A 14,496-nucleotide genomic window follows, 5' to 3' on the forward strand; every position below is an offset into this window, starting at 1 on the left:
CTCATCGATTTCGTCGTTCGCTCGTCGATCTCGGCTCCTCTTCACTCTCCGGCTGTGTCGGTTCTCGCTTTGCCCGCAAACAACGCGACGGCGACGTAACAGACGCCGAGAAATCGCGTTACGGGAACCACCCACGGCTTCAACTCGAGTTCGTCGGGATTCTCGTAGGCCATTCCGAGCGCGAGCGTGACGAACCGTCGCGGAAAGAGAAACGCCGGCACGCCGAGGATTCCGAGAGTCCGACTGACCGCGGGTGCCTTTGCCCTCCCCGTGAGGACGAGCCAGCAAAAGAACAGTCCCTCGAGGCGAGCCATCGGAATGGTCCACGGCTGCAGCTGACCCTCGCCGGGGTTGTCGAACGCCACCCGTTCCGCCGAGGCGACGATTCGGTCTGGGAACGCTATCTCGAGGAGGCCAACCGCCACGAGCAGAAGTCGTTTCATAGACTGATGTTTGCTAGTAACCAACAAAAATATTCCCGGTAACAGAGCGTTCTTGGCCTATTACCGTGGATTCTCCCGCCCCACGGAACCGCCGGCCCGAATAGACACCTTTTCAGTTCTCGTCGGCTACTGGCGTAGTAGAGACGAACCGATGCCCGAGACTTCCGACCGGAAAGACGACCACATTCGTATCATTCAGGAAGAAGACGTCGAGACGTCGGGAACGGGATTCGCAGATATCGACCTGGTCCACGACGCGCTTCCCGAGATTCATCGCGACGAAATCGACACGTCGACGACGCTGTTCGGGCACGAACTGGCCGCTCCGATCGTCATCGAGAGCATGACCGGCGGCCACCCAAACACGACGAAGCTCAACCGAGCGCTCGCTGAGGCCGCCCAGGAGACGGGGATCGCCATGGGCGTCGGCAGCCAACGTGCCGGCCTCGAGCTCACCGACGAGGATCTGCTCGAGTCCTACACAGTCGTTCGAGACGTCGCACCCGACGCCTTCCTCTACGGCAACGTTGGCGCCGCCCAGTTGCTTGAGTACGATATCGAAGACGTCGAACGCGCCGTCGAGATGATTGAAGCGGACGCGATGGCAATCCACCTCAACTTCCTGCAGGAAGCCGTCCAGCCCGAGGGCGATATCGACGCCCGCGGCTGTCTCGCAGAGATCGAACACGTGGCCGACGAACTAAGCGTCCCCGTGGTCGTCAAGGAGACGGGCAACGGCATCTCGAGGGATGCGGCTCGACGGCTCACCGAGGCAGGCGTCGACGCCATCGACGTTGCGGGAAAAGGTGGAACGACGTGGTCCGGGATCGAATCGTACCGGGCCGCCGCGGTCGGTGCCGACCGACAGGAGGAGATCGGCCAGCTGTTTCGCGCCTGGGGCGTCCCGACCGCGGTCAGCACGCTAGAGGCCGCCGAATCCCACGACTGCGTGATCGCGAGCGGCGGCGTTCGGTCCGGACTCGACATCGCGAAAGCGATCGCACTAGGTGCTCGAGCCGGCGGCCTGGCGAAGCCGTTTCTCGCCCCCGCCGGGCAGGGAACCGATGCAGTCGTCGATCTGATCGAGACGCTCTCGCTCGAGCTTCGGACGGCGATGTTCGTTACGGGCTCGGCATCGATCGCGGCGCTTCAGGGGAACGATTACGTCGTCCTCGGGCGGACGAAGGAGTACCTCGAGCAACGCCGCCAGCACTGAGCCCGGTTTCGCCCTGACGATAAGAGACTGAACTGTTCGACGATGATTTTCCTGTTCCGTTGCTTCTGGCCGAGTTCGTTGTCGACGCGACCAGTACAGTTCCGCCGGACCGAGACAACTGCGACGAACGTGGGACCGTTGCTCTCCGTTAGATAGTGCTAGTGGTCTCGAGTGGACAGTGCTATTGCTCTGCGCTGAACGGTGTCGTTGGTCTGGCACTGACTGGTGCCGTCGCTCTGCACTGTAGCGCCAATAAAAATTTTTAGCGGGCGATCCTTACAGGTCGCGGGGCTGGACCGTCTTCCGGTCGTTTGCTTCGGCACGTCGTGCTGCGTCTTCGAGAAGCTCGTCGACTTCCTCGTCGAGTGCTTCGTAGAAGTCCGAGGCGACGTTCTTATCATCGAGCGCTTCTTTTACGGCGGCTTTGACGATCAGATCTGCCATACGAAATGTTCGTTTCCGTTTCCCTCTTATAATTGTTTCGGTTACTACCGCCAATACCGGGTCTGCAGGGGCCAATTCGTCGGTTCCGACGCCTGATTTCACCGGAAAATATATGTCCTATGAGTTTTCGATCGGTCTCTGACCGGCTAAATACCCCGAAGACCTGCTCGCGCGCGGTCCTCGAGTGGGTTTGCAACGAGTGCCGACGGATTCGAGTAGGTGCGCCGACGAGAACGAATATGCGCGAACTTCTCGAGGCCGTCGCGGAGGGATCTCTCTCCCCGGCCCAGGCCGAAGCCGAGCTCGCCGGGTACGTCACCGACGACGCCGGTCGATTCGATGCGACCCGTCGACAGCGACGCGGGATTCCCGAAGCGATCTTCGCTCAGGGAAAATCACCCGAAGCGGTCGCGTCGCTGTCGACGACCGCACTCGAAACGACGGGACGAGCGCTCATAACTCGACTTTCGGATGAGCAAATCAGGGTTCTCGAGTCCGCTATCGACGACACCGAACCCGACGCGACCATCGATCACTGGAGCACATCGGCTCTCGTCCGAACAGCGGAGTACGAACGTCCGTCGCTCGAAGCGACGGTCGCGATCGCGACCGGAGGGACCGTCGACGCCCCGGTCGCCGACGAGGCACAGGTCGTCTGTGAAGATGCGGGGGCGACCGTGGACCGACTCGACGACGTCGGCGTTGCCGCGCTCGACCGCATACTCGATCAAGTCGATCGATTGCGGGCAGCGGACGTCGTGATCGTGGTCGCCGGCCGCGAGGGTGCGTTGCCGACTGTCGTCGCCGGACTGATCGATGCACCCGTGATCGGCGTGCCCGTCTCGAGTGGCTACGGATACGGTGGCGATGGTGAGGCCGCTCTCGCTGGCATGCTCCAGTCCTGTACCGTCCTTTCGGTCGTCAACATCGATGCCGGCTTCGTCGCTGGAGCCCAGGCGGCGCTTATCGCACAGGCCGTCGATCGAGCTGTGACACAGTCGAATGAGGGATAATGATTTTTGACGACCCCGCTGAATAACTGATACCGGAAAAATATTCTTCTATAGCCCAAATATGAGTCTTCGATAGGGGAAGGTTATTTAGTACACTACCGATTATTTCTACGTGCCGGCAAACGCCGGTGAACTATGCCAGAGTGTAACCACTGCAGTGCGCACGTCTCGGAGCGCTTCGTTCGCGTGTTTGCAGACGAACACGGTGACGTCCACGCGTGTACCAGCTGCTCGGCGAACGCAGGAATCGCAGAAGCTGCACGAGAACGCGCTCGACGCGTCTGATCCCAACGCGAACAGAGACGATCACCACGCAACCGCTGAACCGTCCCCGAACACGGTAAAGGTCGGACTTTTTGTCGCCGCCGGCGAACCGATACTCGATGAGTGATCACGTCGTTTACGTCCTCGAGTGTGCCGACGGGAGCCTTTACACGGGTTATACGACGGGCCTCGAGCGTCGCGTCGCCGAACACAACGCTGGTGACGGTGCGAAGTACACGAAACCGCGAACGCCCGTTGAGCTCGTCTATCACGAGCGATACGACTCGAAGTCGGCTGCGATGTCGCGTGAGTACGAGATCAAGCAGTGCTCGAGAACCGAAAAGGAACAGCTCGTCGACCTCGATTGAGCCGGTCTGTCGATGATCTGCCCCGTCGAGTACCCCAGATCCTGCCGCCGCCGGCTCCCTAATCGTCCGTGTTCGCCGTCCGCGGCGAACTCACGTCGGGTTCGATGAAGGCGTACTCGGTGAGCATCCGTCCGAGTTTCTCCACGCGATTTTGGAGGCTCGGATCGACGAACGCCCGCCCGTCGATCGCATCGGGGTCGGCATCGAACTCTCCCGACGCGCCGCGGATACCGACCTGATGTGGGAGCACCCAGCCGTGAACCCCTCGAACGGTGATACGCAGGTGATCGAGCGTCGAGCCGTAACTGCCGCCGCCGGCGGTCGCAAGGAGCCCGACGGTCGTGTCCTCGTATTCGTCGAATCCACAATAGTCGTGGAAGTTCTTCAGAACGCCGGAGTACGAGCCGTGATAGACCGGTGTTCCGAGCGCGACGGCATCCGCTTCACGGACGAGCCGCTTGACTTCCGTGCCGTCTCCCTGCCCTTCGATATCCGGGTCGTAGAGCGGGAGGTCGTACTCCTGAAGATCGAGAAGACGCGTCTGTGCACCCGCTTGCTCAGCGGCCCGGAGGGCGTATTTGAGCCCCGTTCGGGTGTAGCTTTCGTCCCGAAGGCTACCGGAAACGGCGAGGACGGAGGGACCACGTGTCATAGGTGGATTATCATCTCGGTTGGGAAAACGTCATCGCCGTTCGAGTCCCCAATCGTCGTTCGGAGATTCGAACAGCGGCCTGGAACCGCCGATTCTTCGAAACGGATGCACGTCGTCGCTTTTTTCGCACCGGCCGCTGATACTCGCGCTATGGAGACGATTTCGTTCGGAACCGACGGCTGGCGGGCGACACTCGAGGAGTTCACCACGCCTCGGGTGCGGATAGTCGGACAGGCAGTTGCAACGTATCTCCGGGACGAGGGACTCGAGGCACCCGTCGCGATCGGATACGACGCCCGGGAAACCTCGCGCGGATTCGCGGAGGAACTGACGCGTGTCCTCTGTGCGAACGGGTTCGATGTTCTACTCAGCGATCGCGACCGCCCGACGCCGCTGATCGCCCATGCTATCGTCGACAGGGATCTCGCCGGCGCGCTCGTCGTCACCGCCTCGCACAACCCGCCAGAGTACAACGGCGTCAAGTTCATCCCCGAAGACGGCGCACCTGCGCTCCCGGACGTGATGGACGCCGTCGCCGATCGGCTCGCTGAACCCGATCCGCTTCCGGCCTCCGAACACGGCTCCGCCCGAGAGGTCGATTTCGTCGACTCCCACGCCGAGGCCGCGATGGACGTTCTCGAGGAGACGACTCGAACTCGCGCCGCCATATCCGATCTCACCGTCGCCTACGACGCGATGCACGGGAGCGGTCGAGGGACGACAGATCGGCTCCTCGAGGATGCCGGTGCCGCCGTCAACCGGTTGCGCTGCGACCTCGATCCCGAGTTCGGCGGAACCGGCCCCGAACCCGCCCCCGAGAATCTCGAGGAGTTGATCGAGATCGTTTCGGGAGAACCCGAGGACGATCGCTCCGATGTCGACCTCGGCATCGCGAACGACGGCGACGCGGATCGTCTCGCAATCGTCACTCCCGAACGGGGCTATCTCGACGAGAACCTGTTTTTCGCCGCGCTCTATGACTTCTTGCTCGAGTCGAACGACGGCGCTGCGGTCAGAACCGTGTCGACGACTTACCTGATCGATCGGGTCGCCGACGCACACGACGAATCCGTCCACGAGGTTCCCGTCGGCTTCAAGTGGGTCGCCCAGGCGATGGCCGACCACGACGCGGTCGTCGGCGGCGAGGAGTCCGGCGGGTTCACGGTTCGCGGCCACGTCCGCGAGAAAGACGGCGTCCTGATGGCCCTCCTCGCGGCGGCGATGCACGCGGAGGAACCGCTCGACGACCGCGTCGATCGATTGCTCGAGGAACACGGTACCGTCACGCAGGACAAGGTCAGCGTCGACTGCCCGGAGTCGGAAAAAGAGCGCGTTCTCCTCGATCTCGAGGAGGAAATCCCCGAAACGGTCGCTGGAACAGCGGTCGGGGACGTAAACACCGCGGACGGCTTCAAACTCCTGCTCGAGGACGGCTCGTGGCTTTTGGTTCGCCCGAGCGGTACCGAACCCGTGCTTCGAGTCTACGCCGAAGCGACCGACGAGGAACGAATCGAGGAGTTGCTCGCGGCTGGCGAGGAACTGCTCGAGCCGTTGGTCTGAGACGACTCGCTCGCCACAATCCGCGGACGACTCATTCGGCAGTTTCTCCCCCATTCGTGGTGGCGATCACACTTCGCCTGGTTGCGTTTGCCGGGTCCGAATTTACCCGTCTCACCGTCCTATCAGTCTCCATGAGCGATCAGGCGGGTGTCGCCCGGATGGAACTCGAGCCGGACGCCTGGCACCAGAACGACGACGGAAACTACTACCTCGACTGCCCGGAATGTGGCTCGGCGGCGACGCTGATGAACGTCGTCGAGCACAACCGCTGTAACGGGTATCTCGACCAGCAGGAAGGTGAGACGGAACTCGACGAGGGGCGCATGGAGTGTACGGCGAAGCTCACGCTAGAGCTTGCGTACACCTCCGATCCTGCGGTGGAGGCGTCCGATGACGATGTCGGTGGCGAAGCACACTCTGACGATGATAGCTTCGCCAACGGTGATGAGATGGATGCGAGCCTCGAGGAGGACGACGGCGTCACTGGCGAAGGGACGCCGCCGGGATCGGGTGGGACGGTCGACGACGAGCAGGAATAAGGTCGTAACGAGCAGGGATAAGGCGGAACGAACAGGGATACAGACGCGACCAGTAATTATATTTGCTCTCACGGGTGGTCGCTCCCGAGGTGTACGACCGGATTGGCGCTATCTGGGAGCAGTTCGATTCCTGAACTGCTGTGACCCCGGAATTGCGTTCTAGTTGACGGGCTCGGCGGGAACGCCGACGACGGTCGTCTCCGGGCTCACGTCGCTCGTCACGACCGACCCAGCACCGACCGCCGCGTTCTCCCCGATCGTAATGTCGCCCAACAGCGTCGCGTTCGCCCCGATCTGGACCCCGTCCTCGAGCGTCGGGTGTCGTTTGACGGGTTTGTTCGTGTCCCCGCCGAGGGTGACACCGTGATACATGTGCACGTCATCACCGATTTCGGCCGTCTCGCCGATTACGACGCCCATTCCGTGATCGATCGTTACGCGCCGTCCGATCGACGCGCCGGGGTGGATTTCGATGCCGGTGAGGAACCGGACGAACTGCGAGAACACTCGAGCGAGAAGCTTGAAACCCAGATTCCAGAGCCGGTGATTGATCCGGTGCGCCCAGACGGCGTGCAATCCGGAGTAACAGAGCACGACCTCGAGACAGCCGGTTGCGGCGGGGTCGCGATTGCACATCGTGAGCGCGTCCTCGCGTATTCGCCCGATCATCGGCTCTCGTGTGACGTCCAACTCGGCTGTTCGTGAGCAACCCGTTTTGCCCGTTCGAGTCGATCCCCAATACTGGGCCGGCTACAACACCGTGCCACAGTCGTTCGCCGTCGATTCCTGTCGATTCGGCCGATGTGGCAGGCGGTTACCATATCACCACCTCACGAACGGCTTTGTGAAAACCCCTTCGAGGTCGCTCTTTCAAGCGTTCTCGCGCTTCGAGGTTCGTTAGATCACTTCCCTCGAGCGAGTCGCGTCCCGATACGGTCGGGAAGCCCGGCCGCGTCGACGGCCTCCTGAACGCTCTCGATGTCGTACTCGACGCGATGGGTTTCGACGGTCATGGCGTCGAGATCCGCGACGGCGTACCCCGCCCGCGGATCGCCGTCTCGAGGCTGTCCGACGCTCCCCGGATTGACGACGATCCCCTCCGCGTACGTCTCGACGTGCTGGACGTGTGTATGGCCAAGGATGAGGATATCCTCGTCCTCGAGCAGTCGCGGCGAGAAGTCCTCCGGACGGGTGTACCGATCCGGATCGTCGGGGTGGCCGTGGATCAGCTTCATTCGGCCGTCGAATTCGACGCGTTCTTCGGGCAGAGATCTAAGCCAGTCGCGCTGGTCGTCGGTCAGTTCCGCCTGCGCGTGTTCGACGCCGGCGCGGGCCATTCCGTTGAATCGGAACGACGTTCCCTCGACGACGGCGGCGTCGTGGTTTCCGATCACCGTCGGAACGTCGCGATCGCGTGGCTCTCCCGTCCGCGTCCCGACGGCGCTCAACATCGCGCCTTCTCGGAGAGCTTCCACGCACTCGGCCGGCCACGGATTGTAGCCGACCACGTCGCCGGCACACACCAGCTCGTCGACCGGCGGCATGTCCTCGAGGACGGCCTTGAGGGCGATCCGGTTGCCGTGGATGTCGGAAATGAGGCCGACGTTCATGGGAGACACAACTCGCTCGAGGCGTTTGTAGCTTCCTGCGGTTCGGCGGTGACCTCGGCTGGGAAAAGCAGCGCCGCCGATCAGTCGCCGTTTTCGATCGCCGTCTCGAACCCGTCTTCGGTTCGGACGACGCCCGCCGCACAGACGGCGTGTTCGAACTCGAGGTCGTAGGCCTCGCCTGCGGCCTCTTTGGCACTCGTGGCTTCGAACTCGAACGCTCCGGGAGTGTCCGTCTCGTAGGTCGCGACGAGCGTCGGCTCCTCGACGGTTTTGACGATGAGTGAGTCCTTCCGAACCGTGGCGATCAGCGCCTCGCCGTCCGCACCGATCGTCGCGGCGATCCGCGGCGTATCGTAATCGTCTTTTTCGTAGTCGAGCGCGAGCAAACTCGTCGCGAGCGCGTCCCGCGCGGGATAGCCCCGCTCGAGTTTCTCCGCGATCGGATCGACGTGTGACCCGTTTCCGAAGGCGGCCGTCTCCCCTTTCGGGGTCTCGACCGTGCGAAGGCAGTTGTACCCGACGTACGGATTGTCGGTCTCCGGTGCGTCTTCAGTTGGGCCGACGGTCAAGGCGTCCTCTCGAGCGGTTATCTTTCGGTTCGGGAACGACCGCGAGGAGACGCGGTAGGCTCCCACATCGGGGCCGACGACGACGAAGCGTCCAACGTACATACTCGGGGATGGACAGAGAGCGGAAAAGGGGTATCGGTTCTGATTTGATTTGCGTCCTCGTCCGAACTAATTTCGGATAATCGATCGATGGAGCGCATACGCACTGAAATAGACCACTGTATCGTTCTTTGTGCAAATTGTCACAGGATCGAACAAGGTCACTCGCGCACGTCTGGAACGTAGTACGAATTATCCGTCTCGGTTCGTTTTCGCTTTGATTCGCTACTGAACCCGGCCCCGTCTCAGGATTTGAATGGTTACAAACCGAAAGCGATAAACTATACCCTCCCCAATCTATGGTCGCACGAAGTCCATTAGGGTAGTGGCCAATCCTTCTGCCTTCTGGGGGCCGAGACCCTGGTTCGAATCCAGGATGGACTATCCTCTTACTTCAACTCGAGCAGTTTACCGTTCCCCTCTCCTGTTCTCCAGTCGAAACAAGGGGGTCTCAACCGGCGTCCGATCTGTCGGAAGAACTATTTAAATACATTTCGTACACGATGGTATGAATAGACGATCGTTTCTCGCTATCGCCGGGAGTGGATCCCTCGCGACCACTGCCGGATGTCTCGACGAGTTCGGGAGTGACGATGATAGCGGCGATGGGGACGAGTCGGAGTACGAAACCGACTCCTTCGAGGGAACGGAGATCCCGCTCGCTCCCGCGGAGGACGTTCACGAGTGGTTCGAGGAAGACGAGGCGAAGTTCGTTGATACCCGCGGCGTCAGTCAGTACGACGCCGGACACATCCCCGGTGCCGTCCTGAGTCCGGGAATCGATAACGAAGGGGACGACCCGACCGACGACTGGTCGACCGACACGCGGGTCGTAACCTACTGTGACTGTCCGCACTCGCTCGCCGTCCGGCGCGGAGCCGATCTCAAGGCGGACGGATTCGAAGACGTCTATGCGATCGACGAAGGCTACAACGGCTGGGAACAAGCTGGCTATCCGACGGAGTATAACGAAGCCGATGCCGATGTCGAAACGTACGAGATCGAAGGCGAATCGGATCCGTCCCACGAGGACGAGTACGTCCACATCTCTACCGCCGACGGCGGAAGCTACGAGGTCGCCCCAATCGACGGCGACGGAATCTACGAAACCGAAATCCGATTCCCCGATCTGACTGACGACTCCGAACTGATCGTCGAGGCACCCGATTACACCGTCGAAGGCACGCTCAAGGAGTTGACTGACGAACCCGTTACCGCCGATAGCTGAGCCGTCTCACCCCCCACGTCTTTCTCGTTCGTATACGCCGGCGCGCTCGAGTTCGCCGCGTTCGCTGAGCACGGCTGGCGTTCGACAGATACCGGGTGCGCCGGTCACTTGCGGCACCGTACAGTTGTTGCAACTTTCACACAGCAAGCGAGTCTCGGCCGATTCGGGCTCGAGCAGTCGCGCACCCAGTTTCGGCTCGGCGTAGAACGGTCGAGCCATGCCGACCATGTCGCTGGCCGCCGACCCGCCGTTTCGGCTCGAACCCGATTGACGACTCGAGTCGCCGAGCAACCGATCCATTTCGTCCCGCTCCCGTATTCCGCCTTCGGCGAGTACCGGAATCGAAACTTCGTCGCGAACCCGTCGACAGAATCCTTCGTTCCAGGCCGATTCGAAATCGTACTGTAGCGATTGTACCCAGTTCGCCGCGGCGACGAGCCGTCGGCGATTGGGACCGCCGAAGGCCGCGTCGTACCCCTCGACCATCGCCTCGTTCGCCCAGGCTCGGTCGGGGTATTCACCGCGAACGATGCTCATGTCCCAGACGACCGACGCGTTGACGGGAACGACGGCGTTGTAACCGATTTTCTCGAGTCGACGGCAGATTTCGATACTGTCCTCGAGCGAGAGGGTCCGCCGGACGACCGGCCACGGCGGCGCGGCGGTCTCGGCCGGCACTTTCGTCAACAGCGGAACGTCCCCCGCCCGGTCGCGAATTTCGTCGTGAACCAGCGTGAGAAACTCGAGGCGAGCCTCGGGGCTCCCGCCGAACTCGTCCTCCCGGCGGTTGTAGAACGGCGAGAGGAACTGCTGGATAATCCCCATGTTCGCCCCCGCGAGGTGGATGCCGTCGTAGCCCGCTTCGATACAGTAGTTTGCAGATCTGCCGAAGTCCGCGGCCAGTTCGTACACCTCCTCGGTCGTCAGCACGTGAGGATCACAGGAGAGAAACCCGAGCCGATCGAGCACTCGCAACTGCCACGGCGGCTTCGATACGGCGAGTTGCTCGAGATCCGGATTCTCGGCGCGGTGCTCGGCGTGCCAGGTTTCCATACTCCGGAGGCCGCCGTGTTCGAGCTGGACGAAGATCCGACTGCCGTGTTCGTGAATTCGATCGGTGAGCCGCGACAATCGGGATACAAACTCGGGGTCGTGGACGCGAGTCATTCCCGGCGCGGCACACCCGCCCTCGCCGCGAACGATGGTCGCTCCCTGACAGATGAGCCCGACCCCCGATTCCGCCGCGGGCTCGAGATCCTCGATCAGCGCGTCGATGGCGCCGGGGCCGTTTCCGGCGCACTCGAGTAACGGCGCTCGATAGAGTCGATTCGGGACCCGCACTCCGCCAATTTCGATCGGATCCTCGAGACTGGCCATGGTGTATATTCAGGCGGAAGTACCAAGAACGTAGTGTCGAGTCGCAGTCTGAGTGCGGTCACCCCTCTCACCGGTGACTACTTTTCGACCTCGAGCAACGCAACTCGCTCGCAGACGAGATCCTCGAGTCCCGCGTCGGTTGCCTCACGTTCGGCCGACGTAATGTCGAAGTACGACTGGAGCGTCTCTTCGTTCGGACCCTCGAGCGTCGGCTCGGGATCGAACTGTTCTGCTTCGATTACCTCTTTGCGGGCCCGCGTTTCGCCGCTTTCGCCACTGTCGCTGTTTTCGCGATCATCTCCGCTGCCCTCGCCGTTGCCACCGGCATCGAAGAGTACGACAACGCGGTTCCCTCCCTCGCTGACGCCCATCTCGAGCGCTCGGTCGATCTGTCTGCGCCCGGCGGCGTACAGCAGGATTTCGACGGCCCGATCGCGGGCGACGTTCTCGCCGCGCTCGCGTGCTCGGTCCGCCAGCTCGATAGAGCGCTCGAGGTGGCGTTCGCCGGCGATATAGCTCGCGTCGAAGGCCTGAATCGTGACCCCGTGGCGGTCACCCAACTCGCCGAGTCGGGCGACGAACGCGTCCAAATCCTCGAGTTCGAGTCGGCCTTCGAGTAACTCCATCAGAAATCACCCAGACTGGCCTGGTCGTCATCGGTTTCGTCAGCTCCGCTGTTCTCCGCTGTCGTTTCGGATCGGTCGCTCCCCGCGCTCGTCGTCACTTCGACGCCCTCGAGGTCCGTTCGCGGTTCGATACCGTCCATCGACGAATCTTCACGGCCGGCGTTCTCGAGGATGTTCTCGGCCGTCTTCTCCCCTTTTAGCACCGCGAGGACGACTCCCTTGTCGGCGTTTCGGAGGTCCGCAGGACCTTCGATGCTGACGTCGTAGAGCTGGCGCGCGCGCTTGCGGCCGACGCCCCGAACCGAAACCAACTCGAGGAGGTCCTCGCTCACGCCGTGTTCGACGCGGGCGCGGGCCTCTCGGACCGCGACGGTCCACTCGCTTCCGATTTCGTTCGCGAGTGATTCGGCCGCGCCGAGCAGCCATTCGGCGGTGTCGACCTTCCCGCGGAGGTCGCCCGGCCCGATCTTGTACTCGTCGGTGAGCCACTCCTCGTCGCGTTCCTCGGCCCAGTCCTCGAGCAGTTTGCCGGTCTTCAGCGAGGCGAGCCAATCTTCGAACCGACCGTCCTCGTACTCGCTGGGCGCGTCGCCGAGCAGTTCGGTCTCGCGCTTGTAGAAGAGTTCGCCGAAGGTCTCGTCCTCGCCGGAACGGAGGTACAGTTCGTACATGTCCGGCGTTCTCGAGATCAGCTGGTAGAGCCCGAGGGCCGTCGGTCGATCGTCCGCCGACTCGAGCCCGTAGACGATTTCCGCGGCGGTCATGGGATCGAGATAGAGCCTCGAGACAGTGTGTCCGAGGCTGGTGGCGGTGAGTTCGACCTCGCTGCCAGCATCATGATCCCTGTCGCTGCCGGTTTCGTCATCCGTAAGCTCCGCGGCGGAAACAAACGCGTCGGTCGCGGGTTCTGCTTGCTCGTCGGTCGCCCCTCCTGTTCCTGTCGTCGTCGGTCCGCCCTCGCGGTCGATGAAGTCGTTCGACTCGAGGTACTCGAGCACGTCGTCGGTGACCGTCTCGAGTCGGTTCCCCTCCGTCGACTGGCTCGCGTAGAGTGTCGCCTGCATGAACTCGAGCAATCCTCGGCGTGTCCGAGCGAATCCGGAGGCGATGGTCGCGAGAACGTGGGTGCGAAGCGCGGGTTCGGCGGCGAGCTTGGAGCGAACGGGTTCCGGTTCGCCCCAGACGTACCGATCGAACAGCTCCTGGCGCTCGTCGTGGCTGTTCGCGAGCAGGACGGCTTCGCCGTAGGGATCGAGCCCGGGCCGTCCGGCCCGACCCATCATCTGGTGGACCTCGAGAACGTCCAGCGGCGACATGCCGCCGGCAGTGGGGTCGAACCGCCGCCAGTCGCGGACGATCACGCGCCGGGCGGGCGTGTTGACGCCGGCGGCGAGCGTCGGTGTCGCGGAGATCATCTTGAGCAGTCGGTCGCGAAAGGCGTCCTCGACGATCGTTCGGTGTTCGCTTGCGAGTCCCGCGTGGTGAAAGGCGGCCCCGCGTTCGACGCAGTCTGCGAGGTCTTTGCTCGTCTCGGTATCGCTGACGTCCCGAATGTCGTCGGCGAGTTCCGACAGTTCGTTCCGTTCCTCGTCGGTGAGTTCCGGCTTCGAGACCTGCGAAAGTCGCCGCGCTGCGGCTTCTGCATTTCGACGCGAACTGACGAAAACGAGCGACGAACCCCCCTCCTGTAGAATGTCCCGGACCAGAGCGGCCTCCTGCTTTTCGGATCCTTCGACGGGAACCTCTCTCGTCGAGCCGTCGTCGAACTCGAGGGCGTTGCCGTAGTGGACCCCCATCTGGAGGTCGATCGGTCGCCAATCCGTGTCGACGAGGTCAGCCTCGAGCCAGTCCGCGATTTCGTCTGCGTTGCCGACTGTCGCCGAAAGTGCGACCGTCTGCAATCCGGGGTTTAGCTCCCGGAGCTTCGCGAGGGTTACCTCGAGGGTGGGTCCCCGGTTCCGGTCGTCGATCAGGTGAACCTCGTCGCTGACGACGCAGGTGAGATCCGAGAGCCAGTCCGCGCCGTTTCGCACGAGCGAGTCAACCTTCTCGCTGGTCGCGACGATCAGGTCCTTCGTGGCGAGCCACTCGTCGGTCGACTCGTAGTTTCCGGTCGTCACGCCCGTCGTGACGCCGAACTCCTCGTAGGCGTCGAACTCGGCCTTTTTCTCGCTTGCCAGGGCGCGGAGGGGAACGATGTACAGTGCCTTCCCCCCGCGCTGGACCGCAGAAAGCATTGAGAGGGCGGCGATCATCGTCTTCCCGCTCGCGGTCGGCACGGCGGCGACGAGACTCTCCCCCTCGAGGATCCCCGCTTCGACGGACTCGGCTTGCGGTGGGTACAACTCCTCGATCCCCTCGTCCTGAAAGTGCTCGAGCGCCCCCGGCGGGAGCCCCGACAGCTCCTCGACGTTCATTACTCGCTCTTGTGCCGTCCCGCGGTTTAAAGTATCGTCTCTCGCCGGGTTTGGACCCGGTTCGGTCCGGA

General features: G+C 62.5%; 16 protein-coding genes and 1 tRNA gene. 8 read left to right on the plus strand and 9 right to left on the minus strand.

The window, feature by feature from the left end; genetic code table 11:
- Positions 1-41: 41 nt before the first annotated feature.
- Positions 42-443 (minus strand): hypothetical protein, encoded by a 402-nt coding sequence (locus QNM96_RS12000; protein ID WP_283836619.1) that lies wholly within the window; start codon positions 441-443, stop codon positions 42-44.
- Positions 444-594: 151 nt separating this feature from the next.
- Here QNM96_RS12000 and fni point away from each other — a divergent pair, with 151 nt between their 5' ends.
- A complete protein-coding gene (gene fni, locus QNM96_RS12005) occupies positions 595-1,659 on the plus strand; it encodes a type 2 isopentenyl-diphosphate Delta-isomerase (RefSeq protein WP_283836620.1) in 1,065 nt (354 codons plus the stop codon).
- A 276-nt stretch (positions 1,660-1,935) separates the two neighbouring features.
- Here the strand turns inward: fni and QNM96_RS12010 are convergent, their stop codons facing one another.
- A complete protein-coding gene (locus QNM96_RS12010; RefSeq protein ID WP_005578700.1) occupies positions 1,936-2,103 on the minus strand; it encodes a DUF1931 family protein in 168 nt (55 codons plus the stop codon).
- 239 nt (positions 2,104-2,342) lie between these two features.
- Here QNM96_RS12010 and larB point away from each other — a divergent pair, with 239 nt between their 5' ends.
- The 3 genes from larB to QNM96_RS12025 all read left to right on the plus strand — a co-directional run bounded on the left by larB (position 2,343) and on the right by QNM96_RS12025 (position 3,748).
- Entirely contained in the window at positions 2,343-3,116 is a 774-nt protein-coding gene (gene larB / locus QNM96_RS12015) for a nickel pincer cofactor biosynthesis protein LarB (RefSeq protein ID WP_283836626.1), read from the plus strand.
- Between the two features lie 135 nt (positions 3,117-3,251).
- On the plus strand, positions 3,252-3,401 hold the full coding sequence (locus QNM96_RS12020; RefSeq protein ID WP_283836627.1) for a hypothetical protein: 150 nt from the start codon (positions 3,252-3,254) through the stop codon (positions 3,399-3,401).
- 98 nt (positions 3,402-3,499) lie between these two features.
- The gene (locus tag QNM96_RS12025; protein WP_283836628.1) at positions 3,500-3,748 is read left to right on the plus strand and encodes a GIY-YIG nuclease family protein; all 249 of its coding nucleotides are present in this window, start codon (positions 3,500-3,502) and stop codon (positions 3,746-3,748) included.
- Positions 3,749-3,806: 58 nt separating this feature from the next.
- On the opposite strand, the gene QNM96_RS12030 is transcribed toward QNM96_RS12025, so the two are convergent.
- Positions 3,807-4,400, minus strand: coding sequence for an NADPH-dependent FMN reductase (locus tag QNM96_RS12030; protein WP_283836629.1), 594 nt, complete (start codon positions 4,398-4,400; stop codon positions 3,807-3,809).
- Between the two features lie 150 nt (positions 4,401-4,550).
- On the opposite strand from QNM96_RS12030, the gene QNM96_RS12035 reads away from it, so the two are divergent.
- Complete coding sequence (locus QNM96_RS12035) at positions 4,551-5,960, plus strand: phosphoglucomutase/phosphomannomutase family protein (protein WP_283836630.1); 1,410 nt, start codon at positions 4,551-4,553, stop codon at positions 5,958-5,960.
- Positions 5,961-6,091: 131 nt separating this feature from the next.
- A complete protein-coding gene (locus QNM96_RS12040; protein WP_283836631.1) occupies positions 6,092-6,499 on the plus strand; it encodes a hypothetical protein in 408 nt (135 codons plus the stop codon).
- 159 nt (positions 6,500-6,658) lie between these two features.
- Here the strand turns inward: QNM96_RS12040 and cysE are convergent, their stop codons facing one another.
- The 3 genes from cysE to QNM96_RS12055 all read right to left on the minus strand — a co-directional run bounded on the left by cysE (position 6,659) and on the right by QNM96_RS12055 (position 8,780).
- Entirely contained in the window at positions 6,659-7,168 is a 510-nt protein-coding gene (gene cysE, locus QNM96_RS12045; protein WP_283836632.1) for a serine O-acetyltransferase, read from the minus strand.
- Between the two features lie 233 nt (positions 7,169-7,401).
- Entirely contained in the window at positions 7,402-8,109 is a 708-nt protein-coding gene (locus QNM96_RS12050) for a metallophosphoesterase family protein (RefSeq protein ID WP_283836633.1), read from the minus strand.
- Positions 8,110-8,189: 80 nt separating this feature from the next.
- A complete protein-coding gene (locus QNM96_RS12055) occupies positions 8,190-8,780 on the minus strand; it encodes an IMP cyclohydrolase (protein WP_283836634.1) in 591 nt (196 codons plus the stop codon).
- 308 nt (positions 8,781-9,088) lie between these two features.
- On the opposite strand from QNM96_RS12055, the gene QNM96_RS12060 reads away from it, so the two are divergent.
- Positions 9,089-9,161: transfer RNA gene (locus tag QNM96_RS12060), tRNA-Gln, on the plus strand.
- Positions 9,162-9,285: 124 nt separating this feature from the next.
- A complete protein-coding gene (locus QNM96_RS12065; RefSeq protein ID WP_283836635.1) occupies positions 9,286-10,005 on the plus strand; it encodes a rhodanese-like domain-containing protein in 720 nt (239 codons plus the stop codon).
- Between the two features lie 6 nt (positions 10,006-10,011).
- Here QNM96_RS12065 and QNM96_RS12070 read toward each other — a convergent pair whose 3' ends face one another.
- The 3 genes from QNM96_RS12070 to QNM96_RS12080 form a co-directional block, all read right to left on the minus strand.
- The gene (locus QNM96_RS12070) at positions 10,012-11,382 is read right to left on the minus strand and encodes an NADH:flavin oxidoreductase (RefSeq protein ID WP_283836636.1); all 1,371 of its coding nucleotides are present in this window, start codon (positions 11,380-11,382) and stop codon (positions 10,012-10,014) included.
- Positions 11,383-11,459: 77 nt separating this feature from the next.
- Positions 11,460-12,008, minus strand: coding sequence for a KEOPS complex subunit Cgi121 (gene cgi121, locus QNM96_RS12075; RefSeq protein ID WP_283836637.1), 549 nt, complete (start codon positions 12,006-12,008; stop codon positions 11,460-11,462).
- Positions 12,008-14,425, minus strand: coding sequence for an ATP-dependent DNA helicase (locus QNM96_RS12080; RefSeq protein ID WP_283836638.1), 2,418 nt, complete (start codon positions 14,423-14,425; stop codon positions 12,008-12,010). Before QNM96_RS12080 ends, cgi121 begins: the two co-directional genes overlap by 1 nt.
- Positions 14,426-14,496 lie beyond the last annotated feature (71 nt).

It is taken from the genome of Halostagnicola sp. A-GB9-2, assembly GCF_030068615.1.
Taxonomy (GTDB): domain Archaea; phylum Halobacteriota; class Halobacteria; order Halobacteriales; family Natrialbaceae; genus Halostagnicola.